Origin of the sequence: Paenibacillus sp. V4I7 (assembly GCF_030817275.1) — a bacterium.
Lineage (GTDB): Bacteria > Bacillota > Bacilli > Paenibacillales > NBRC-103111 > Paenibacillus_E.
Map to the genome: position 1 here is coordinate 263,492 of NZ_JAUSZD010000002.1, position 23,654 is coordinate 287,145.

Sequence of the window (23,654 nt, forward strand, 5' to 3'; positions counted from 1 at the left end):
CCTGATCTGTGCGGCAGTTTGCCCAAAGAATGGATCGATAATAGTGCACCTTTTTTGGAAATTAGTTAGCCGCGTTTATTGGTAATGCTTAGATTAAGGTGAAACTGAACTCTTGCGATTTCATTCCTTCCGATAGCGAAGAGGTGTCGTTTTGGTCATTTGACGGAAGACGCGTCCGAACTGCACAAGTGACCCGAACCCTACCTGCTCAGCGATCAAAATCACTTTAAGTTTCGTAGTTGTCAATAGTCGCTGCGCTTCTTGCACACGAACGAGATTCACATATTCAACAAGCGAAAATCCGGTGATTTCCTTGAACATCCGGCTTAAATAGGCCGGGCTGATTTCGAATCGCTCAGCTAGCTCTTCCAGACGGATAGGTTCAGGATAATGAATATTGATAAATCTCACGATGGTGGAAATTTTCCGATGCAGAGGTGAAACGTGTTCAGGAGATGTGGACGGATGCATAAGGACGAAGCGTGCTGTGAATAGCAGAAGCTCGGTCAAATATTGCCGCAATGCGAAATTTTGCCCAAGCTGAGCCTCCTTCGATTCATGAATCAATTTACCAAGAATGTCTTCGACCAAGCGCCGAGTAGGCAGATCCAATCGCAGAACGGGTGTAGCATACGTGAAAGCATCGAGAAGAAATGGAGCCTCCTCTTTGATATTTGCTAAAAAGCTATCATCAAAATTAATCACTACACGCGCATGTCCTAAGTTGTCCGAGTCTGATGTCGCATGAAGCTCACGCCGATTTATAAGCACAAGGTCCCCAGGAAGAATGAGATACGAACGATCACGAATGAAGTACATACGCTCACCTTCGTACAAATAGTAAAGCTCGTACATGTCATGCATGTGTTGAGTCCTCTCGAAGGATCCAGAACGATGAATATGTTGGATATAAAATGGACCTTCATCTTCATTGCCGAAGGTGACAGTTCGTGACATAGGTAGGACTCCTTTGGTTCTCTATGATTATTTGAAGTATACCATGATTTTAGTGAAAAATATGAATAGTTTTAATAAAAAATAAGAAGAGATGATGAGAAAATTTTCGTACCTTGCGATATGATTAAGCTATGAGAAATGAGTAAACGCTTGCAAAACAAGGGAGGATTTACACAATGAAACAGCTTATCGAAGCTATAAAATCAGGAAATATAACGGCATTTTCTTCACCAGATGTGAAAGTGTATGCATCATCCTACACGCAAGTAGGTAATACGTCCCTTCTAATGGTGCGAACAACGGCAGGAAAGAAGCTTATCGCTGCCGGCGAGGGCGAACTATACGACCAACTTATTGGTGAAAACGTGGACGGCGGCAAAGTGGCATCTCTATCTCACGAAAATCGTCTGATACTTAACCAGTTTCTTCCATATACGGCTCCGCAAGCATTTGGTACACAAGTAGCTACAATGGGTTTAGGGGATCGACTTGGGATTGCAAGCCCAGGACATATTCAAACGATTCGCGGCAGAGACATTCGCCCTGTCCTAGCACAGCAAAGTATTCGTGAGCTCGCGCTAACAGGCCGAACCTATGAGGATGTTTTGGATGCGGCTGCTTATGCTGTATTTCAAGAAGGCTACAAAGATGGGTATGGTGCAGACGGCGACCATTTGAAGAAAGAAGAAGACATCAAGTATGCGCTGCGTCTTGGTTTTACAATGCTGACACTGGATTGCTCGGAAAATATCGACAATACCATTGAATCCATGTCTGAAGCGGATATCGCTGCAAAATACGAGCAGCTACCAGCTAGTTTGCGCAATCATTATGAAAAGCGATACTTAGAGACTGCAGCTAATGTTCCTGGAGCAACGCTCCACTATACACGTCAAGCTCTACAGAAAGATGTCCTGATCTATGATGCAGCGATTAATTTCATGGAAGCTATCTTCCGTAAGTATATCGCGACGCTTGATCGCGCAGTTGATTTTGAAATCTCTATCGATGAAACGGCTACGCCGACATCTCCTGAAGCGCACTACTTGGTAGCTAACGAACTTCGTGATCGCGGGGTTACAATTTTCAGTATGGCGCCGCGCTTCTGTGGTGAATTCCAGAAAGGAATTGACTATATCGGCGATATCGCTCAGTTTGAACGTGAATTAGCTAGCCATGCCGCGATTGCTGTGCATTTCGAATACAAGCTTAGCATTCATTCCGGCAGCGATAAATTCAGCGTATTCCCGCTCATCGGGCAGTACACGAACGGCCTGTTCCATATCAAAACAGCTGGAACGAACTGGCTCGAAGCCGTACGTGTCGTAGCGAAGGTAAATCCTTCCCTATACCGCCGCATGCATCAGTATGCGCTTGATCATTTCAGTGAGGCTACAGCTTACTATCATGTAACAACTGACATTAACGCTATCGTCACACTGGGTGAAGTGAGCGATGCCGATCTGCCGGATTATATGGAAGAAAATAATGCTCGCCAACTGCTGCACATCACTTACGGCTTGCTACTTCAATCCAAGAACGCCGATGGCAGCAAACAATTTGCGGACGAATTCTTCCAAACACTAGCTGAGCAAGAAGATGCCTTTGCTGAAGGTCTTCGCTCTCATATTGGCAGACATTTAGAGCTGCTAGGTAAATAATTATAGAGTCGATCTCCAGATATGCGGAGGTCGGCTTTTTATTATGTGAGACCTATTCGTCCATCGCTTGTAGACCCGTAAGGATTTAAGTATGATTAAACAAGTTAGAGAAAGACAGTAAGATTGCGAGGTACCTGGATGCAAAAGAGATTAAGCCGTAAACATTTTCGGGTTCGGCTGGAAGATATGATTGTTACACTGCGACAAGAAATCCTGTCTGGTAAAGCGGCTATTGGCAGCTACTTACCTTCCGAAAGTGATCTGGAAAAGCGATTCGAGCTCAGTAATGCATCCGTTCGCAACGGTCTCAAGATTCTCGTAGAGGAAGGATTTATAGAGAAAATTGCCAGGGTAGGAAATAGGGTAATAAGTCCCTCCTCCGAACAAAAGACGGTTATTAAATTTGGATATGTCCAAACATTTGCCGGACTTGTCGAGATGGAAGAGCTGCTGGTTGAGTTTGCTAAGCAATATCCGCATATTGTTGTACATCCAATAGAACTGCCTTCGGGTAGCTATTCCAAGTCATTGAAGCAATATATGGAAGCGGAGCTCCTCGATTGCGTAATGATTAATAATAATAATTTTCAGGATTTCGTGGAAAATGACTGTACCCATTTATTGGAGCCGATTACGCAAATGGATGATTTGTATCCGTTTTTGACGGAACCGTTTCAACAAGGAGGTCACACGCTCGTTCGGCCGTTTAATTATTCGCCTGTCGTTTTGTGCTATAACAAAAAGCATTTCGAACAGTCTCAAGTTCCACTGCCGGATAGCAGTTGGGGATGGCGTGATCTTTTTACATATGGTCAGCAATTATCTGTGAAGAATGAACGGTTCGGCTTTTATTTTTATTTGCCCTCCCGTAACCGCTGGCCGATCTTTATGCTGCAGAGTGGAACCAGCTTTCAAACCGATGACAGCGGAAATTACCGATTGCACGGAAGCAAGATCATAGAAAGCCTAGAAGCATGCAGAGATCTGCTGGCAATGACAGATGTATTTCCAAGAATTCTTTCGGAAAGCAATGCTGATGCGGAAGCGCTTTTTCTGGAAGAAAAAGTTTCGGTTATTATGACAACCTATTTTTTCTTAAATCAGCTGCGAACGTCTAACATTTCCTTTGAGGTCTCCCCATTGCCAGGTTTGCAGGATTCGAGTACGCTGCTCATAATTAATGGACTAGCTGTTAACAGCCGGTCTTCTAACAAAGAGGCAGCAAAGCTGTTAATCGACTTTTTGACCTCATATGAGATTCAATTAATGCTTCGACGCAAAACGTTGAATATTACCGCTCACCGACGTGCCATGGAGTGGGAGGGGGAGGAGTCGGGGTATCGTCCATCTAAATTTTTTTCATACAGAGAAATGGTCCCGACGTTTCGGTTAATTACGGAATTGGGCCTCAGCAATTACCAATTAAAAAGCATCCAGCGTGATATTATGCTATTTTTGTCTGGTCTGCAAAATAGTGCAGCGCTTAGCACTAGATTGGAACAATTGTTGATTGAAGCTAAAGAAAGTAACATCATTCATTCCTCCTAACGGTTTTTCATAGGTAAACACAGGTGCAGGCTCTTCCAAAAGAGCCTGTACTTTTTTGTTTCTACCCCATAAAATCACAAGTCGAACTAAAGAAAACCACATTGGCTGCGCTTACATTGATGATATCATAAATATACGAGTTAGATACGAGTCAGAAATAATGTGGAATGATTGGTGGGGTAACTAACATGCAGCATAATGGTGTTTATTTTCACAATGTCACGGAACTTGAACAGCTGCCATACCTGCCAGGACTTCGGTTACACCGGTTTCCGAAGCAGGTTCGTCACAGTTTAACGGAGAAGGGCAGAACGAAGGCGGTGCAGTCGAACGGCTGCGAGCTTCGATTTGTTACAGAAGCAAAGTATGTCCAAGTGGTGCTGGCTTCGCAGGATATGAACGGTTCAGTGCTGGTGTTCAAAGGCGACTTCTTCCATTCTTCTCACGAGTTAGAGGCGGGGGTTGCAACAACCATCCAGTTGGAAGAGCCTGAAAGGTTTGCTCAAGTGATCCCGGAGAAACTGAACAATAGGGCGTTCTCTTCTAATGTTTGGCGTATTTTCTTCGAACGGTTTAGCGCAGTATTCTATGATATCGATGCGTTCGGGTTTGAAGTGAGGCCTCCTCATAAGCATGAGATGCCTCAGTTGACACTTCTAGCTTACGGCTCATCGATAACGCAAGGGGCAGGGGCCTTAAGCCATTACAACGGTTATGTGCAGCAAGCGGCCCGACGTCTAGAAATTGATGCGCTTAACTTGGGTCTTAGCGGATCCTGCTTTTGTGAAAAGGAACTGTCAGATCATATTGCGGAGCGCAATGACTGGGATATGATCTATCTTGAGATCGGTGTCAACATGCGAGCGGTAGTTTCTACGGAGGAATTTGAACGACGCTCCTCCTATTTGCTGGACTACATCATTGAACGGCACCCGGAGAAGCCTGTATTTCTAACCTATATTTATCCAAATCGGGCTTCGTATTTCAGTGATTATAACCATGCTTACAGCGAATCTGAAAGACGCTATAACGAAATTTTAGCGCAATATACAGCCAATAGAAGCCACCCTTTCCTACACTTGTTGGACGGGAGCAAGATCATGGATGACTTTACTTCGTTGACAAGTGACCTCATTCATCCTTCTGATTATGGCCATATTCGAATGGGGGAAAAGTTGGCAGGTTTCATGCTTCCAACTGTAAATAAGCTGCGAGAATCGCAATTGAAACATAGCGTTATTTCCAAATAGGAGGAGATTGATATGAGAAAGAAATGGCTTTTATCCATAATTAGTGCATCTTTGCTTGCAGCAACCGCAGCAGGATGCTCGCAGGCAGGGAAGCAGGAAACAGCAGGCAAGCCTGAGGGTGGGAAGGCGGCCTTTTCGATATCCTTCCGGTCCGGAAATATTTCGTACGCGGAAAATCATCCGAACATTAACGAAGAGAAATGGGTAAAAAGGCTGGAGGAGCTAACGAATACGGATTTGGACATCCGCTTAATGTCACACAAAGAATTCGATCAGAAGATGATTCAGATGTTCGCCATCCATGATATTCCCGATGTTGTTCAGGCGAGCTCGGGCTTGACGAATCCGCAATTGGCGGGGTCGGTGCAGGCTGGTGTATTTCTGCCTTTAAACGATTTATTGGAAAAGCACGGCAAGAACCTTTTGAAAAAAATACCGAAAGAAGCATGGGAGAAAGAAACGGACGCCAAAGGGAATATATACGCTATACCAGAGTGGTTATCGAATCCGTCCAGAAGAGCGACCTGGATCCGTACAGATTTATTAGAAAAAACGGGCCTGCCCGAGCCTAAAACAGTTGAAGATTATCTCAACGTTATGCGTGCGTTCAAGAAACTTGGTGTTGAGAATCCCTATATGGGACGAGAAGATTTCGTGTACGCGGATGCTTTCTTCGGGGCTTATGATGTTTTCGGTAACTTCTTTATGAAGCAGGGCGATCAAATCGTTCCTAAGTTTTTTAACGTAGAAAATATGCAAAAAGCCATTCAAACCTATAAAACGATGGTGGATGAAGGCTTGATGAATAAAGAGTTTGAAACCACCAATCCGACCAAGTTCAAAAACGATATTTTAGCCGGAAAAGCAGGAATATGGAACATGAATGCCAACTTGTTGATTCAATGGGATCAGCAGTTGAGAGAAAGTGTGGCAACCGGGAAGATGAAATTGATTTCATCTCCAACTGGACCTGACGGCAAGGGCGGATTGAGGCTTGTCGGTAACGTGACTAGAGCTTATTTGCTTAATAAAAGTGCAAAGGATCCAGCGGCTATCATTACATTTTTCGATTGGATGGTTAGTGACGAGGCGGAGAAATTTTTTACCTTTGGTATTAAAGGGGAGAATTACACGGAAGAGAATGGAAAACTTACTTATAAAGCGCCAACGAACGCAAAGGATGTTGATGAGGAGACTTATAGACAAGTTTTACTCTGGTTAGTTCAAGATACAACTTATAACAAAGGAACTTTGAGTCTTACGCCTGAGGGGCAAGGTTTGATGAAGCTGTATGATACGGTATTGGCCAAAGAAGGACGTGACGGTATCCAGTTCGATCCGCAGCTGAAGGGATATTTGAAAAATCCTGATATCGCGCCAACGGGAGATAAGCTTCCACCTGTTATTCTTACTCATGTTTTGAAAATGGTTTATGGAAAGGAACCGATCTCGGACTATCCGAAAGTTTTAGAAGAGTGGAAGCAAAAAGGCGGCAATGATGTCATCAAAGAAGCTACGGAGAGATTTAACAAAAATGATGGCGTTAACTTATCGAGAACGAAGAATAAGTAACAAGGTAAAGCGAGGAGATAAAATGAAGTACTTACTGCGAAGTATTGAGATACGGATAGTTGTATGCATCATGCTGCTGCTGAGCGTTATTTCACCAATGGTTGAAATGGAAACGCTTTCGGCTGAGGCGACAGACACACAGCTCTTTTATGATAGTTTTGAATATGGTAATGGCGTTGCAGTCCCGACAACATCGCCATCGCTATGGACGCAAGACGGTCTGAATGGAAGTCTGGTGAAGACGACAACCAGCGGCATGCATACGGGTACCTATGGCATAAAAATAGATGCGACCGATTCGCTAAGCCTACATCTAAGTACGGTTGGATATCAACATATTCAGTTGAGTTATTGGTACAAATCAAGTGTCACAGCAGGTAGCGTAAAGGTGGAGTATTCCGCAAACGGAGGTTCCACTTGGTTTGCTTTGGATCCCATTAATAGTGCGCAAGGCTCCTTTGAACAAAGAACGTATACCATTACGGCAGCAACGTACACACCTATTGATAATCTTCCGGATGTCAGAGTGAGATTCAGCGTGGACTCAACGCTAACAGGCAACATCTATATTGATGATGTGGTAGTTAGAGGCACAGCCATTTCTGCACCGGATGAGCCCTCAACCCCACAGCCTGAAGGACCGGAGATCGAATTCTTCTCCGACAATTTCGATGATCCTGACAATTACGGTTCAGCCGGGAGTGTAACCATACCGTCACAATGGGTACAGGAAGGTGCTGGGGGGAGCGTCGCCAAAACGTCAACTTCAACGAGCGCTCCATCGCTGCCCAATTTTGTCAAAATTGATGCTAATGATGCGCTAGCCTTACCGCTCAATACGACTGGTTACGGAAACATCAAGCTGAGTTACTTTACAAGGGCGTCATCTTATATTAGCGGAAGTATGATCGTGGAGTGGTCGGGGAACGGAGGGAGCAGTTGGTCTACTTTAGAAGAATTCAAGCTGGCCCCAGGCACTTCTGAGCAAAAGAACAGCGAATCCAACAAACTGAAAACGTGGGTATTAGGGGGGGCTACCAACAACAACGCTAATCTGAAGATAAGATTCAGAGTGGGGGATCCCATGCAGGCGAATATGTACATGGACAGTGTGTCAATTAAAGGGCAAGCTATTCCAGGAATCCCGCCTGCTGTAACACCGGTGCCCACACCTCCGCCATCCACGGACCCGGTACCTTTCCCTGTACCAAAAGGTGTAACTTTGTATGAAGATGTTGAAATAGGAACAGCCGGCAGCCGCCCCTTGTATACCTCGATTGCCGTGCCAGATACACTGCCTGCTGCTCCATTGCCAGTCGTTGTTTATATCCATGGCGGAGGCTGGAATCACGGGGACAGGAAACAAGCGTTAGCTAACATATGCGGATATGTGACCAAGCGAGGATATATCGGCGTTTCGCTTGACTACCGCCTTACGCCTGAAGCGCCATTCCCGGCTCAGATCCAGGATGTGAAGCTGGCCATTCGCTATTTGCGGGCAAATGCTTCTCAATATCATATTGATCCTGACCGTATCGGTGTTTGGGGTTCATCGGCGGGCGGCCATCTTGCGTCGCTGCTCGGAACTTCGGGGGATCTCTTAACGAGTGATCAGGTGGTTCTCGATAATGGAAATACGGTACATGTGCCAGATTTGGAAGGCTCAGGAGGCTGGCAGGAATATTCAGATAAAGTGCAGGCAGTGGCTGACTGGTTTGGGCCTGCTGATTTCACGACTGCTTTTGCGAATAACTATAGCTCAGTAACGGCGCTTCTAGGCGGGAACAAAGCCTTCACTGTGCCAGATCAAGCGAGACTTGCGATGCCCGGTACGTATGCATCTCCGGATGATCCGCCATTCTGGATCCGGCATGGGGACGCGGATTCTACGATTCCCTATACGGACAGTGTTACGTTTGCTAATCAACTAACAGCAGCGGGTGTTCCTGTTGTTGACTTCAAAGTTGTTCCTGGGCAAGGCCACGGATTTACAGGAACAGCGTCAGAAACAGCCAATGCGGAGGCATGGGCATTTATGGATCAGCATGTTAAGAACAGGACCGTGACAGAACATATCTTATATAAAGACGGCCATACACCCAGCAATCCAAAAGATCCTAATCCTCCTGCTCCGACTGGACCGAATGTTTCAGCTGTTTTGGATCCTTCCATTTTCACAATGGAGGTTAACGGGTCAAAGGAATTGACTGTATCGCTTACGCCTAATGATGCCGTAACACAAACGGTGACATGGATAACGTATGACAGTAGTGTTGCAACCGTATCCTCGTCAGGATTGACAAGCGCATTGGTGTCAGCTGTAGGTCCGGGTACAACGAAAATACGGGCAAACGTGACAACCTCCGTCAATCAGCAGGTATATGCGGATAGTGAAATAACAGTGGTACCACAGCGACCTTCTGGACCTGGAACGGTGGTTGAAAATGAAATAGGCAGTCCACTACCAACGGATGATGCACTCATTGACAGCAGCAAAGCAGGTATGAATTTTAATTCAGCCACGGGCACAAGCGCCGGACTATTCAGTGTTTCCTCAGGAAGCACAAATAAAAAATACGTTTATTTTAAATATGATTTGTCCGGCTTGAGCGATCCTGATTACAAATATATATTTCAAGTGGCCGGGAAAAGAGGCAGCTCCAACACCAATGTGGAGCTTTCACTTTATGGGATCGAGAATACGGAATGGATGGAAACAGGTCTAACATGGGGCAACTCGCCGGTCAATAATCTGGCTGATGCCGCTTTTATTGGCAAATTCACGGTGTCGACCGATAAAGGATCCAGCCCGGAATTGTACAGTGTGGATGTATCCGATTATGTCAGAAGCCATTTGACCCAAGGCAAGGTTGCCTTTGTAGTGGGAGATCCGGAAAACACGGGTATTTCCTTAAACCTCTATTCGAAGGAAGCTAACGGCACGAGTAATCCAAGACCTCGATTAGTTGTTAAGGAGGTCGTCGATATCTCGAACGATAACACACCGCCCTCATGGCTGAGCGCCAGTCATTTAGCAGTGTCTAACCTTGGGACTGATTTCATCAACTTGTATTGGCCTGCTGCAGTAGATAATACGAAAGTTATTGAATATCGGATTTACCAAAATAATACGTTGCTGGCAGCGGTAAATGGAAGCACTTCTTATAACGCTGTTGGGTTGAGTCCAGGAGCAGTGTATACGTTCAAAGTTGAAGCAGTAGACGCAGCAGGGAATATCAGTACGTCTCCGCTGACTTTTAGCAGAACAACGCTTTCGGCACCGCTGACACCCCTAACGGTTATCGGTGTAACCGCGAGCGGCAGCGATGGAAACATCGAGATTAACACGATAGACAGCAATTCGTACACACGCTGGTCTTCATCGGGTGATGGGCAATGGATTATGTACGACTTGGACGACATCAAACGCGTCGGATATGTTGGTATTGGATTTTATAAGGGGGATGTACGATCAACGAATTTCGAAATCGAGACCTCTGAAGACGGAACAACTTGGACACAGCGATTCAGCGGCTCCAGTAAGGGCACTACTACGACTATGCAAGCCTTTGATATTCCTGATACGGATGCCAGATACGTGCGAATTTCAGGCCATGGCAATTCGGATGGCAGCACATTCACAAGCATAACGGACGTTCATGTGTATCCTCCATTCGCTAACGGGGATACGCCGGTTGCCCATATTCCTTATGTGGTACCCGGACCTCCACCGGGGGCTGTGCCCTTTACCGAGCCGGGGATGACAAATGCGGATGGCACGAACCATCCTATTCATATGCCCCATGTAACATCAGGCAGGGTTATAAATGTGCTGGATTATGGTGCGGATCCTGCAGACAACGCTGCTGACGACCGTTCTGCCATTCAGGCGGCTATCAACGCAGCTGTTGAAGGTGGCGAAGTCTATCTGCCGAATGGAACGTACAATTTGAATACAGCTCCTGACGGAACTACAAATCTATTATTGAAAACGGGGGTCAACCTCCGTGGTGAAAGTGAATCCGGTGCAGTGTTGAAAACGGCTCTTAACAAAGTTAAAAACAGCACGGTATTAAAAGCAGCCAATCAGCATGAGCTGGTTATTTCCAATCTGACACTAACCTCCACTTGGGCGGGCGCTTATACAACAGATCATACGGTAAATAATCCGGCAAATGGCGGACCGGACAGCATGATCGCTATTTCGAACTATGGCGAATATCCTTCCTACAACATCACCATAGATCACGTAACGGTTGAAAAATTTACTCGTATGGGAATTCGCATTGATAACAGTCATGATGTCGTTGTAAGAAACAGCACCTTCCGCAATGCCACTGATGTAGGGCCAGGCGGGTCAGGGTATGGAGTCGCAATCCAAGGTATGGCGAAGGTAAATCGGCTAGGGTATGACAATGATACAAAATGGAACTTGGTGGAAAATTCGTCTTTTGAGGGGCCTTACTTAAGACATGGAGCGCTCGTTCAATTTGTCGCGCATAACAACACCATACGCAACAATCAGTTTACTAGGACCAAGCTGGATGCGATTGATCTTCATGGAGAACTGGAATATTTAAATGATATATACGGAAATTTGATTACCGATATTATCACGGGTGGAGCTGTTGGTCTTGGTAATACAGGGGGTACAGCGCCAAGTAATCATAGTAAGTCCGGTCCCAAAAACCATATCCATGATAATATCATCCGAAACTCTCGAGAAGGTATTGTGGTTACGATGGGTACACCGGATACGATCATTGCGAACAATATCATTGAAAACACGACGAATATAGATGGGGCTTCTGGTATTAATGTATTGAACGGGCCAGGAACGATGATTAGAAATAACATAATTCGCAATAATACGGCGACCAATTATTGGGCTATCCTCTTAGAGCATGACAAAGGGGATGAAAAAGCGAACTATATCGGTGAAGGCGATCCGCTGAACGTGCAGATTTTGAATAATACGATTACTGGGAACGCAAATGGCATTCATCTTCAAGCGGGGACTAATATTGTGCTCAGAGGAAATATACTGGAAAACAGCGGTACGAACTACTTGAAGGCTCCGGGTGTGACAACCGTGGAGGAAGTGGAACCGCCAATTGGAGATGAACCTTCCTCCAATACTGACCTGAGCGATCTTACGCTCAGTACGGGAACACAAGAAAGCAATGCTGATATAGGCGTTACGGAAATCAAAACGGTGGGTGACAAGCAGGTAGCGTTTACATTTGTAAATGAAAAACAGATTGACAAGGCATTGCAAAACACAGACTCAAGTTTGCTTGCCATCTCGGTAGAAAGCGGAGACGCCGAACAGGTAAATGTAAAGCTGAGCAGTAAAGCGCTTCAAAAAATGATTGACGCTAAATCGATTCAGACGATTTCGGTTGATACCAAGCTGGGGACGTATCTGCTGCCGATTCAGCAAATTGACATCATCCAGTGGGCTGCACAATTGAACGTCTATCTGGAGAACATGCAGCTTGAGATCATTATTAGTCGGAATGATAGCGCTAAGCAGCATGCTGAATCATCTGGATTTAAGGTGCTTGCTGCCATCGATTTTACAATACAAGTGTCTATGGCGGATGGGAAAATGATGGATATTGATTCATTTACCCATTATGTAGCTAGGGCAATCAAAACGGAGATCCCAGTCATGGAAGGGAATCTGGCTGCCGTCCGCGTTTCTACTGATAGCAGTGGAAGTGTTAGTTACGAACCGGTTCCCTTTTCTGTAAAGGGCAATGAAGTGATTATTTACAGTAGAACGAACAGTACTTACTTGCTGCTTAAAAATCATCTTTCATTCAAGGATACCCAGAGGCATTGGGCCAAGGATGACATTGAGAAAATGGCCAATAGACGAATTGTTCAAGGAGTGTCTTCGGAGGAATTTCATCCGGATGTACCTGTTACACGTGCTGAATTCGCTGTGCTCCTTACCCGTTTTCTAGGTTTGGAGAAAACCGCAGGATTATCAGGCAAGATCAGCTTTGAAGATGTCCCGAGCGATGCTTGGTATCGTGATTCCCTTGCAGCGGCTGTAGGATCGGGAATTGTGAGCGGTTATGAAAATAACGCATTCCGTCCTGATGGAACCATTAGTCGGCAGGAGATGGCGCTTATGATCTATCGAGCCATACAATTCGCAGGCAGCAAAGATCAAGAGCCAGCCAACCAACAGCCCATATTTATGGATCAAGACATAATTGCGGACTGGGCGCAAGAGGCAGTAAACCGATTGACTGGAATGAAGCTGATGGAAGGCGTTTCGAACGGCAGCTTTGCTCCTTCGGACGTTTCGACCCGTGCACAAAGTGCGGTTATGTTATCCAGAATGCTTCCTGTACTTTCTTTTACACGGTAGGGAGGTTGTGGTTGACGGTATTGGTGCGGATTTGAATGAGAGTTGGCAAATGCTAGATAAATAAACGGTAAAGCCGACATCCTGTTATACGGAGGTCGGCTTTTTTGGCTCTCTAGAGCCTGCACTAATAGGAGAGCTGCCGATAAGCAGTGGGAGACATATTCGTCCAGCGTTTGAATTGTTTACTAAACTGAGATAAATCTCTGTAACCGAGCTGCTCGGATATTTGCTCGATGGTGAGTGTAGGATCCATGAGCAGCAGTTTCGCCTTTCGAAGTTTGATCATACTGACATACTGACGCGGAGAGATGCCGTATGCTTTGTGAAATACGCGATTACAGTAAGTGGAGCTGTAACCCAATTGTTCAGCGAGCCGCTCAATCCGGAGCGGTTCCTGAACTTCCTTATTGTCCTCATCTGATTGCGCACACTCACGTTCAATATAGGCCGCAATTTGTTTAGCCAGCTCTGTGGTTGCAGTAAGAGAGGAGATGTGCTGCTCTTCTTGAAGCAGAAGCTCAATCAAAACGCCAAACAAACGGAAAGAAGCCTGCAAGGTCAACAACTTCAGTTGTGTTCCTTCACTCTCCTTGGCAGCTAACCCAACATCCTGTATGACAGGGCGAAGTGCTTGCTCTAGTGTACTGCCGACTGGATATCGCACAAGGGTTAGCTGGTTTAACCGCTGGCGCAACCAAGGGTCGTCCACTTCGAAATGGATGCATACATATTCCATCGTAGCTCCATCCAGTGCACCTAAGCTGCTATGGCGTTGGTTGGGCGTCAGCCATAACAGTTCCCCTTCAGTCTGTTGATAGTCTTTACCTTCTACACGCATATGCTGACTGCCTTCGAGTACAACATTAATTTCATATTGGCTATGCTTATGTTCAGGGAAAGACCAATGAGCATTCACTTTTCTGCGATGTGCAGCAAAAACGCGAAACGAAACTTGCAAATCGGGAAGCATACTGCCGCTAATGCTATGTTCATGCCCAGAAGGCAATGCTGAACGGAATGGCTGCATCTGGAAATTCTCTCCTTCATGGTAACAGCGAATTGCTCTTTATTGTACCATATGATGCCTTGGAATGAGGTGTTTTTTGCACAAATGAAAGAAAGTTTTGCCCATGGGATAAAGATTTAACTGAATGTATGATTAGGGCATATGAAGTTTGAAGGGAGCGTCATTTATGCCGAAAAATCTATTTTTTAATGCCCATCATTCACCTATGGGAGCGTTCGCAAGTTTCACACTTGGATTCCCAGGGAAAAAAGGGGGCTTCGACCTCGAACAAGGCCGTCCGCCTGAACAAAACATCTATATAGGTTTGGAAACCAATCAGGGAGGTACTTACGAGGCTCTACCTTTTTTTGAATATAGTGCGGATGGCGAAACTGAAAGTCAACGTTATGACATTGAGAATCCCGACCCGAATCCGAATAAGCCTAAAATTGTATTTCCTTTCGCACAAAGTGGGATCACCAGACAATTTGAAGTGGGGACAGATACGTGGTCAGCGGGAGATCTGGCTTTTCGACTATACTCTCAAGCACAATCTATACCGGATCCTACTGCTAGTTCCGAAGAGGAGCTGCGTCTTGCCTTAGTTCCGGCTGTGCTGGCTGAGATTACTGTGGACAATACGAAAGGAACCTCTTCCAGAAGAATGTTCTTTGGTTATCAAGGGACAGATCCATACAGCTCGATGCGCCGACTAGACGATACGATGGATCAGGTGGCTGGCATTGGGCAAGGTCGGATTACCGCAATCGTTTCTAAGGATCCTGATGTGCGCTCGGCACTGCATTTTAGTATCGAGGACATTTTGACTGTATATCCCATCGAAAATTTGACTTTCGGTCTGGGGGCCGTAGGCGCACTTTTTGCCGACACAGCTGCTGGCGAGAAACGGACTTATCGCTTCGCGATATGTTTCCACCGTTCTGGCATTGTGACAGCCGGTCATGATGCTTCGTATATGTATGCACGTTTATTTAAGGACATTGAAGCGGTAGGACGCTTTGCATTAGATCACTTCGATGAGCTAGCTGCACGAGCGGATCAAAGTAATGATCGCATCGGGGCATCCAAACTTTCAAATGACCAGAAGTTCATGCTATCGCATGCGATTCGCAGCTATTATGGCAGCTCGCAGCTGCTGGATATGGACGGTGAGCCGTTCTGGGTCGTGAACGAAGGGGAATACCGCATGATGAACACCTTTGATCTCACCGTTGACCAATTATTTTATGAGCTTGAATTGAATCCGTGGACTGTAAAAAATGAACTGGATATGTTCGTTAAGCGCTACAGCTATGAAGATAGAGTACGATTCCCTGGAGATTCTACAGAATATCCGGGTGGCATTAGTTTTACACATGATATGGGTGTTGCCAATACCCTCTCAAGACCCAATTATTCTTCGTATGAGCTGTACGGACTGCAAGGCTGTTTCTCACATATGACCCATGAACAGCTTGTGAATTGGGTTTTATGCGCAGCTACTTATGCAGAACAGACCGGTGACCAACTATGGTTGGAGCAAAATATAGCTATTCTCGAACAATGCCTTCAAAGCATGTTGAATAGGGATAACCCTGATCCTAGTCTGCGTAACGGCATCATGGCGCTGGATAGCACGCGTACGATGGGGGGAGCGGAGATTACCACGTATGATAGTTTGGACGTATCCTTGGGGCAAGCTCGTAACAACATTTATTTGGCTGGTAAGTGTTGGGCGTCTTACTTGGCTATGGAGCGTATTTTCAACCGTTATGGCCGTGATAAAATCGCGCGAATTGCCGGAGACCAAGCGCTGAAGTGCGCAACCACGCTTGTTGGTTATGTGACCGAGGATGGGTACATTCCGGCTGTTGTTGGTGAAGGTAATGATTCTCGCATCATCCCGGCTATTGAAGGTCTTGTCTTCCCTTACTTTACTGGCTGTAAAGAAGCACTCGATGAAAATGGCCGCTATGGCTTTTACATTCAAGCGCTGAAGAAGCATCTCACAACGGTGCTCGTAGCTGATGTGTGCTTGTTCCCTGATGGCGGTTGGAAACTTTCATCCACAAGCAACAACTCATGGCTGAGTAAAATATATTTGTGTCAGTTTGTAGCACGGCAAATTCTGGGGCTTCCCTGGGAAGCGCAAGGAACTGCAGCTGATGCTGCGCATGTCACCTGGCTCACGCATCCGCAGTTGTCGTTTTGGAGCTGGAGTGATCAAATCATATCCGGGGAAATTCAAGGAAGTAAATATTACCCACGCGGTGTAACTAGTATCCTCTGGCTGTTAGAGGATAATTATCAGGCAGTCTAGAAAATTGGGAAGCAGAAGGAAGTGCAGGAACAGAGGAATAGAAGAGCAGAAGAGCAGAAGAACAGAAGAACCGAAGAACCGAAGAACCCAAGACCAAGAGATTAAACCTCTTGGTCACTAGGAGTTTAGGAGTCTATAAGAATAAGAATCTCCATTTGGATCAATACTTCCCTTCTTACAAGTAAATAGGTATGATTGTTGTAGTAAATACAACAATAACCCCCTTCAGAAGGATAGATGGTGAAGATGTTGTACACCATACAACAATTTCCATTAAATAGAGTCAAATAAGCCCCAATTAAGCAAATATGTTGCACTTTCTACAACTCTGGATCGCTTTAAACACGAAAGTGAAGAAAATTGTTGTACGTTTTGCAACATGATGGGTTCTATTCACATCTACAAAAACAATAAACAATAAGCGAGCCAAACGTTTGTAGTATCAAACGTTTGGCTCGCTCAATTTTATACGATTTATTCTTGATTCGTCGGTTCGTTCCGATAATCGTCTTCGCCTGGATAGTCCCGCTTAATACCTTCATGCAGCTCCCGATTTTCGTAAGAGAATTGGTTAGGCGGACGTTGATCTTCTCGCCATGGTTTACTTTTTCCGAGTGATTCTGTGTTTAGGCTTGTGCCATAAGGACCCTCGGGAAATTCTTCGGGAATTAAGTCATTGCGCTGGGACTCGACTGTCTCCAAATCGGTGAAAGCGTCTCGGTACTCAGGAATAAAGCCTTTAGCGTGACTATACTTGTCGTTAGGGAACTTATCACTCATGGATAAAGCCTCCTTATAAGGTTGCTATGCTTTTTCCAGTGTCCCCCGCAGACAGCTTAAATATCCGTAAAATGAATGGAACCTATAATTTGCGACAAGAATTCATTAAGTTCTAGCGCTTGTTCCTCATTCAGTTTATACACATGTTCCAAATATCCTTCTTCAGCCAGATCATCTGGACCAATAACAGCGCTGCGTCCGGATTGCAAATCAATAACAAGCTTTTTGCCGAAATAACGGGATGTAGTCATAATTGCGAGATCAAATCGGTGCAGTGCGTTGCCAACGAAACAAACGAAACGCGTTGTTGTTTCTTCCTGATGGTCGTATAAAAAGTCATAATCAGACATGAGGGCCCTCCATTCTCTTTCTAGTATGCAACTCATTATAACCGAAAAATGCTCGTCAACAAAACATATCTTGCGCCCATCTGACAAACATGGTATGATTTGGATATTAGAAAAAGGGAAGCACCTTTTCAGCTAACAAGCTGAAGAGGTGCTTTTTCGTTTTTCTGAACCATTTTTAGTTATCGTTTGGAGGAGAAGGTATGAACATTGTATTTCTGAACACTTTGGAGAAAGAAGCGGGGGATCATCGCGTTACATCAGCCCAAGTATCGATTGGGGAAGAACAAGGCATTTGGAATGTCTATTGGAATGAGCCTGATAGCGCTGGAAAAATTCAGCAAGATCAGTGGTATCAAGGGGTGAGCTGGGATGAGATGCTGAGTGCTTTCCGTCAGGGACTGCGGGATAAAGTACGTTCCGGTTACCGTCCGCTTGTTAGTACGGATTTGGAATCAGCGCAGGGACTGTCAGGCAAAGCCAGAATGACACAGATGCTGACTTACTACTGCGAAGAAAATCCAAGTGAGGAAGTGTACGAAACGCTCCGCGCGTGGAGGCGTGAACAAGCTGCTCGTGAGGGGAAAGCACCGTATATTCTCGCCACGAACCGTGTGCTTCGCATGATCTCCGTCTTTCTACCCCAGAGCAAGGAAGAGCTGCAGCAAATTCCTGGCTTCGGTGAGCAGAAGACGACCATGTACGCGGCAGATGTGCTCAATCTCACAACTGAGTATACACGTTCGAATGGCTTTCCTTTAGATTGGGTAGCTAAAAGCGTAGATACAGTAAAGTTTGAGGCTTGGCTCCACGCACAGAAGGAACAAAAGCTGCGTACAGAGCTTGACCGTGAAGTTAGCAAGCGCAAGCTTCTTGAGATTGTTGCTGGCGGAGGAAGCTTGGCGGATTTGCAAGCAGTGCTAACTATGCCGCGCAGGGAACTGCTGCTTTGGGTCGAGGATTTGGAGCGAGAGGGATACGATATGGATCCGCTTGTGGAAGCGGAGCTTGCTTCGATCCTGGAAGAAGAACAGATCAAAGCCTGGAATGCCTTCGAATCGGAAGGTGACCGTTACCTGAAGCCGGTGCTGCAGCGCATCATCGGCACGGAGGAGCTCAAAGGCAAAGAACTTGACCGTGCCTATGAGTGGCTGCGCTTGCTTCGTTTGCGCTTCCGCAGGGAGAAGGAAAGGTTTGCTTCTCAAGCTGCAAGCTAGCTAGTATTGACATTGATTAGGATTATATGATTAAATGGTCAATAATCTAAATATCAATTAAAGCGATGACGAACATGGGCTATGCCCGAAGTAGGAGTAATGCCGCTGCTGCAGAGAGTCGGTGTAGGGTGCAAACCGATGCAAGTATGGCTCCGAATTACAGTTCTGAGTTGGTTAAGGGAACATGCTCGTCAGGGCATCAGTAGCTTTTACCCGGCATTCATTTGTCGTTATGTATCTAAGTGAAAGAGAATTTTGCGATTGAGACCGCGAACCCTTCTCTTTAATTAGGGTGGTACCGCGAGACAACCTTCTCGTCCCTTTGTGGACGTGCAGGTTGTCTTTTTTGTATTTATCATGATGAGGAGGATTAATACGATGTTGATATGGGATCAGCTTACTGAAGAACAGCAGCAGGAAGTGGAACGCCAACTGTTTATCATTAAACGAGGTGCTGCCGAAATTGTGCCCGAGGAAGCTCTCAAGCAAAAGATCATGCACGCAGTGGTTACAGGAAAGCCGTTAAAAGTGAAGCTTGGCTTAGATCCATCTGCACCGGATATTCATATTGGACACACCGTTGTTTTGCAGAAGCTGCGTCAATTTCAAGATTTAGGACATGAGGTTCAACTCATTATCGGAGATTTCACAGGACGTATCGGGGATCCGACCGGAAAGTCAGAGACACGCAAGCAGCTGTCAGAGGAAGATGTTAAGCACAATGCGCAAACGTATCAGACGCAATTATCCAAAATATTGGATTTGACCAAGACGACCTTTTACTACAACTCATCTTGGCTTGGAGCGCTTAAATTCGATGATGTGCTGAAGCTAGCAGGTAAAGTAACGGTTGCACGCATGCTAGAGCGGGATGATTTTGCAAAAAGATACGCGGCTAACCAGCCGATTCATGTTCATGAGTTTTTCTACCCTTTAATGCAGGGCTATGACTCAGTTTCTCTTGAAAGTGACATTGAGCTGGGCGGAACGGATCAAACCTTCAATATTTTGATGGGCCGAACGCTCCAAAGTGCTTATGAGATGAAAGATAGTCAGGTAGCGATTCTGATGCCGCTGCTCGAAGGATTGGATGGTGTTCAAAAAATGAGCAAAAGCTTGCGAAATTACATTGGCATCGATGAGCTTCCTAGCGAAATTTTCGGCAAGACGATGTCGATTCCGGATTCGCTCATGACCAAATACTACGAGTTAACAACGACCATCTCAAATGAATCGCTGATTGATCTAAAACAAGGGCTAGAAGCAGGTGCCATCCATCCAAGAGATGCCAAGATGACTCTGGCCAAGGAATATGTGCAAATGTATCATGGTGTGCAGGCGGCAGAAGAAGCAGAACAGCATTTTATAACCGTGTTCCAAAAGCGAGCTTTGCCCGAAGACATCGAAGAAATGACTCTAAGCATCAGCCAACTGGAAGATGGTCAAATCTCCATCATTAAGCTTCTCGTTTTACTAGAACTGCAAGCTTCCAACGGGGAAGCAAGACGAAGTGTGGAACAAGGGGCAGTGAAAATCAATGAACAGAAAATCTCACATATTCATGAACAAATAACCCCAAAGGATGGGGATATTATTCAGGTGGGAAAACGGAAATTCGTTAAAATTAAGCTGATTTAAACAGGACAAAAAGGGCTCCTTGATAGCAGCGTACTGCTTCAAGAAGCCCTCACTCTTTCTGCGTTCATAAGGTATCTACAGCCATTCTTTCTTACGAAATAGCACATACATGCCAATGCCTAATGCCGCCATAAAGACCAGCACGATCGAATCACCGTGTGCGATTTGCATGCCGAGAACATTATCAAAGTTCATCCCGAAAACACCGGTAATGAACGTCAAGGGCATGAATATCGTCGAGGTTGCCGTGAAGACGCGCATGATCTCATTCGCACGGTTAGCGACGCTAGACTGATAGGCTTCTCGTAAGTTGCCCATGAGATCGCGAAGCGTATCAAACGTATCCACGATCTTTACGGCATTTTCATAAATGTCTCCGAAATATTTTTGCAGCTGATGGTCAATCAGTCTAAGCTCTTTCTTGCCAAGTGTTCCAATTACATCACGCTGAGGAACTAGCACCTTTTTGAGCCATAGAATCTCGGAACGAAGACCGATAATTTCATTCAAATGCGACTTCTTCGTTGCCACCAGGATGTCTTCTTCCAGCTTTTCAATCTTGGCCTCGATACGGTCACCGACCGCCACATAATTATCGACGACAAGATCGACCAGATGATATAGGAAACGATCGGCGCTGTTTACTTCCTCTTCCCAGAGAAAAGGTTTCAAAGCTCGAAGTTCATTAATTTTTTGTCTAGTAACGGTGATAATGACATGTTTGCTTAGAAATAGATTAAGTGCGCGAAGAAAAATTTCTTCATCATCAAATCGAATACTATTAATAACGATAAAATAATGGGAATCGTAGAATTCAATTTTTGGACGTTGTTCCTCTTCGCTTAAGCAATCCTCCACGGCCAAATCATGAAGATGGAACAAAGGTTGAAGGATCTCTAAGTCCTCTACCCCTGCATCAATCCAATAAAAGCCTCTTTCTGGAGGTGTTAGGGCGACAGATACGTCATCAACCAACGTAAAAATGCCATTCTGAACCCACCGTGTTTTCATCTGATCCACCCCTTTGAATGGAATCAGTCGGTTAGTTCATCATTTAGAGCAAGGCTCCGGATGAAGGAATAACCGACTGCATCCCTACGCTATTAAATTGTTTAAGATCCTTGCAGGTTCTACTCCTCGGTTCTCCGTCCAAACGTATGCCCTCCTTTTTCATCCGTGTCGAATACTTGTCTAGTATAACCCTTCATATATCACGTTTCAAGCCATAAAAGTTTGCTGAAACGGGTAGATTGTTGTTTAGATAAAGTATGGAAATAATGCTCAGTAGGTGTCAAAAAAATAGCCACCATGATTTACATGGCGGCTTTTAAAATTTTATTTTTAATTTCTTTGTAAATCTCAATTAATTCAGGGTCACCGCGCTGCAGCAATTCTTCTTCACTGTTAGCACCGTAGATACGGCATAACAGGGCCGCAGCATCCTCTACTTGTTGAATCGTTGGTTTTGTGGTTTCAATCAGGGCGAAAAACCGATTTAGCGAAGCAAAAGCGGAGAAGCTATCAATCGTTTGGGTTGACATAAATGACCTCTTTTCATGAAATATGATTGATAAATAGGGTGTTGTTATATATTTCGTTGTTTTACTAACATATAACCCGTTTTTAAGATGGCTTAAACATATTTATTCGATACATTTTGTATTAATTGAATCGTAAGGGGACAAACCGATGTAATTTCTTTGCCCTAATTTCTCTTGACAAGTGTTTCATGCCTTGACTTTGGTTGAATTTATAGTATGATAATTTTAATCGCATACGTTACATTTTCTTATCAAGAGTAGGTGGAGGGACTAGCCCTATGACACCGCGGCAACCGACAAACCTTTGCAAGCAAAGGGATGCACGGTGCTAATTCTTGCGGAAACGCTGTTAAAGCGAATCTGGGAGATAAGAGAAGGACATTGACTTTGATTTTCTATGGCCTTTCTCTGATTCCAGAGAAGGTCATTTTTGCATTTATTTTCCAAATAAAACTTATGAAGAGGAGTGAACAGGATGCCGATCAAGATTCCTGACAACCTGCCTGCCAAAGAAATTTTAAACCAAGAGAACATCTTCACCATGGACGAATCTGTCGCGTATCACCAGGATATACGTCCACTTCGAATTGCTTTATTGAATCTGATGCCAACCAAAGAAACGACGGAGACGCAGCTGCTGCGCTTAATCGGGAATACGCCATTGCAGGTGGAATTCGTGCTTCTGCATCCCAAAACTCATACTTCTAAGAACACGTCCGTCGAGCACTTGGAAATGTTTTATAAAACATTTGACGATATTAAAGATGAAAAGCTGGATGGCATGATTATCACGGGTGCTCCTGTCGAACAGATGGAATTCGAAGATGTGAATTACTGGGAGGAATTGACGCAAATCCTGAATTGGAGTAAGCACAACGTCACTTCTACCTTGCATATTTGTTGGGCAGCTCAAGCGGGCTTGTATCATCATTTCGGTGTGCGAAAGTTTGCGCTCGAGAACAAGATGTTCGGTGTATTTCCTCATACTGTTCAGGTGCCGAATACGAAGCTGCTGCGCGGCTTTGATGAAGTCTTTCATGTACCGCAATCGCGTCATACCGACATTCGTCGTGAAGACATTGAACAATGTCCGGATTTGGAGATTTTATCAGAATCTGAAGAGTCAGGTGTTTATATTGCCGCAACGCGTGATGGGAAGCATATTTTCGTAACAGGGCATTCGGAATATGATGCTTGTTCATTGAAATGGGAGTACGATCGGGATGTGAGTAAAGGGCTTTCAATCGAGATCCCCAAAAATTATTACCCGAATAATGATCCGAGCAGACTGCCTTATAATACTTGGAGAGCGCATGCGAATCTTCTTTTCTCCAATTGGTTGAATTATTATGTATATCAAGAAACACCATTTGAACTGAACGCTAACATCAACGAAAGCTTGGCAAGCTCACAATTGTAATTCGAACCCATA

General features: G+C 45.0%; 15 protein-coding genes, 1 riboswitch and 1 other annotated feature. Of the genes, 9 read left to right on the top strand and 6 right to left on the bottom strand.

Features of this window, described 5'->3' with window-relative positions; translation table 11 throughout:
• Positions 1–120 precede the first annotated feature (120 nt).
• Positions 121–957, bottom strand: a complete 837-nt coding sequence (locus QFZ80_RS02450; protein ID WP_307549210.1) for a helix-turn-helix domain-containing protein — start codon at positions 955–957, stop codon at positions 121–123.
• Between the two features lie 176 nt (positions 958–1,133).
• On the opposite strand from QFZ80_RS02450, the gene QFZ80_RS02455 reads away from it, so the two are divergent.
• From QFZ80_RS02455 to QFZ80_RS02475, 5 genes are all read left to right on the top strand, one after another.
• Positions 1,134–2,618: a tagaturonate epimerase family protein gene (locus tag QFZ80_RS02455; protein WP_307557069.1), complete on the top strand. Its 1,485-nt coding sequence runs from the start codon at positions 1,134–1,136 to the stop codon at positions 2,616–2,618.
• Between the two features lie 138 nt (positions 2,619–2,756).
• Positions 2,757–4,166, top strand: a complete 1,410-nt coding sequence (locus QFZ80_RS02460; RefSeq protein WP_307549206.1) for an extracellular solute-binding protein — start codon at positions 2,757–2,759, stop codon at positions 4,164–4,166.
• Between the two features lie 188 nt (positions 4,167–4,354).
• On the top strand, positions 4,355–5,416 hold the full coding sequence (locus QFZ80_RS02465) for an SGNH/GDSL hydrolase family protein (RefSeq protein ID WP_307557071.1): 1,062 nt from the start codon (positions 4,355–4,357) through the stop codon (positions 5,414–5,416).
• Positions 5,417–5,428: 12 nt separating this feature from the next.
• Positions 5,429–6,988 (top strand): extracellular solute-binding protein, encoded by a 1,560-nt coding sequence (locus QFZ80_RS02470; RefSeq protein ID WP_307557073.1) that lies wholly within the window; start codon positions 5,429–5,431, stop codon positions 6,986–6,988.
• A 22-nt stretch (positions 6,989–7,010) separates the two neighbouring features.
• The gene (locus QFZ80_RS02475; RefSeq protein WP_307557075.1) at positions 7,011–13,373 is read left to right on the top strand and encodes an S-layer homology domain-containing protein; all 6,363 of its coding nucleotides are present in this window, start codon (positions 7,011–7,013) and stop codon (positions 13,371–13,373) included.
• 124 nt (positions 13,374–13,497) lie between these two features.
• Here the strand turns inward: QFZ80_RS02475 and QFZ80_RS02480 are convergent, their stop codons facing one another.
• A complete protein-coding gene (locus QFZ80_RS02480) occupies positions 13,498–14,400 on the bottom strand; it encodes a helix-turn-helix transcriptional regulator (RefSeq protein WP_307549196.1) in 903 nt (300 codons plus the stop codon).
• Between the two features lie 166 nt (positions 14,401–14,566).
• On the opposite strand from QFZ80_RS02480, the gene QFZ80_RS02485 reads away from it, so the two are divergent.
• A complete protein-coding gene (locus tag QFZ80_RS02485; protein ID WP_307557077.1) occupies positions 14,567–16,699 on the top strand; it encodes a glycoside hydrolase family 52 protein in 2,133 nt (710 codons plus the stop codon).
• A gap of 474 nt (positions 16,700–17,173) precedes the next feature.
• On the opposite strand, the gene QFZ80_RS02490 is transcribed toward QFZ80_RS02485, so the two are convergent.
• Positions 17,174–17,479: a hypothetical protein gene (locus QFZ80_RS02490; protein ID WP_307557079.1), complete on the bottom strand. Its 306-nt coding sequence runs from the start codon at positions 17,477–17,479 to the stop codon at positions 17,174–17,176.
• Between the two features lie 56 nt (positions 17,480–17,535).
• Positions 17,536–17,829, bottom strand: coding sequence for a DUF3055 domain-containing protein (locus tag QFZ80_RS02495; RefSeq protein ID WP_171646239.1), 294 nt, complete (start codon positions 17,827–17,829; stop codon positions 17,536–17,538).
• A 200-nt stretch (positions 17,830–18,029) separates the two neighbouring features.
• On the opposite strand from QFZ80_RS02495, the gene QFZ80_RS02500 reads away from it, so the two are divergent.
• Together QFZ80_RS02500 and tyrS are read left to right on the top strand one after the other, a co-directional pair.
• Positions 18,030–19,043 (top strand): HRDC domain-containing protein, encoded by a 1,014-nt coding sequence (locus QFZ80_RS02500; protein ID WP_307557081.1) that lies wholly within the window; start codon positions 18,030–18,032, stop codon positions 19,041–19,043.
• A 56-nt stretch (positions 19,044–19,099) separates the two neighbouring features.
• Positions 19,100–19,368: a binding site (T-box leader), on the top strand.
• 53 nt (positions 19,369–19,421) lie between these two features.
• Positions 19,422–20,681 (top strand): tyrosine--tRNA ligase, encoded by a 1,260-nt coding sequence (tyrS, locus tag QFZ80_RS02505; RefSeq protein WP_373459997.1) that lies wholly within the window; start codon positions 19,422–19,424, stop codon positions 20,679–20,681.
• A 75-nt stretch (positions 20,682–20,756) separates the two neighbouring features.
• Here the strand turns inward: tyrS and corA are convergent, their stop codons facing one another.
• Together corA and QFZ80_RS02515 are read right to left on the bottom strand one after the other, a co-directional pair.
• The gene (gene corA / locus QFZ80_RS02510; protein ID WP_307549188.1) at positions 20,757–21,692 is read right to left on the bottom strand and encodes a magnesium/cobalt transporter CorA; all 936 of its coding nucleotides are present in this window, start codon (positions 21,690–21,692) and stop codon (positions 20,757–20,759) included.
• A gap of 302 nt (positions 21,693–21,994) precedes the next feature.
• Positions 21,995–22,222 carry a hypothetical protein gene (locus tag QFZ80_RS02515; protein ID WP_307549186.1) on the bottom strand — a complete coding sequence of 76 codons (228 nt, stop codon included), beginning with the start codon at positions 22,220–22,222 and terminating at the stop codon, positions 21,995–21,997.
• A 245-nt stretch (positions 22,223–22,467) separates the two neighbouring features.
• Positions 22,468–22,596, top strand: a riboswitch (SAM riboswitch).
• 101 nt (positions 22,597–22,697) lie between these two features.
• On the opposite strand from QFZ80_RS02515, the gene metA reads away from it, so the two are divergent.
• Entirely contained in the window at positions 22,698–23,642 is a 945-nt protein-coding gene (metA, locus tag QFZ80_RS02520; RefSeq protein WP_307549184.1) for a homoserine O-acetyltransferase MetA, read from the top strand.
• The last annotated feature ends 12 nt before the right edge of the window (positions 23,643–23,654 follow it).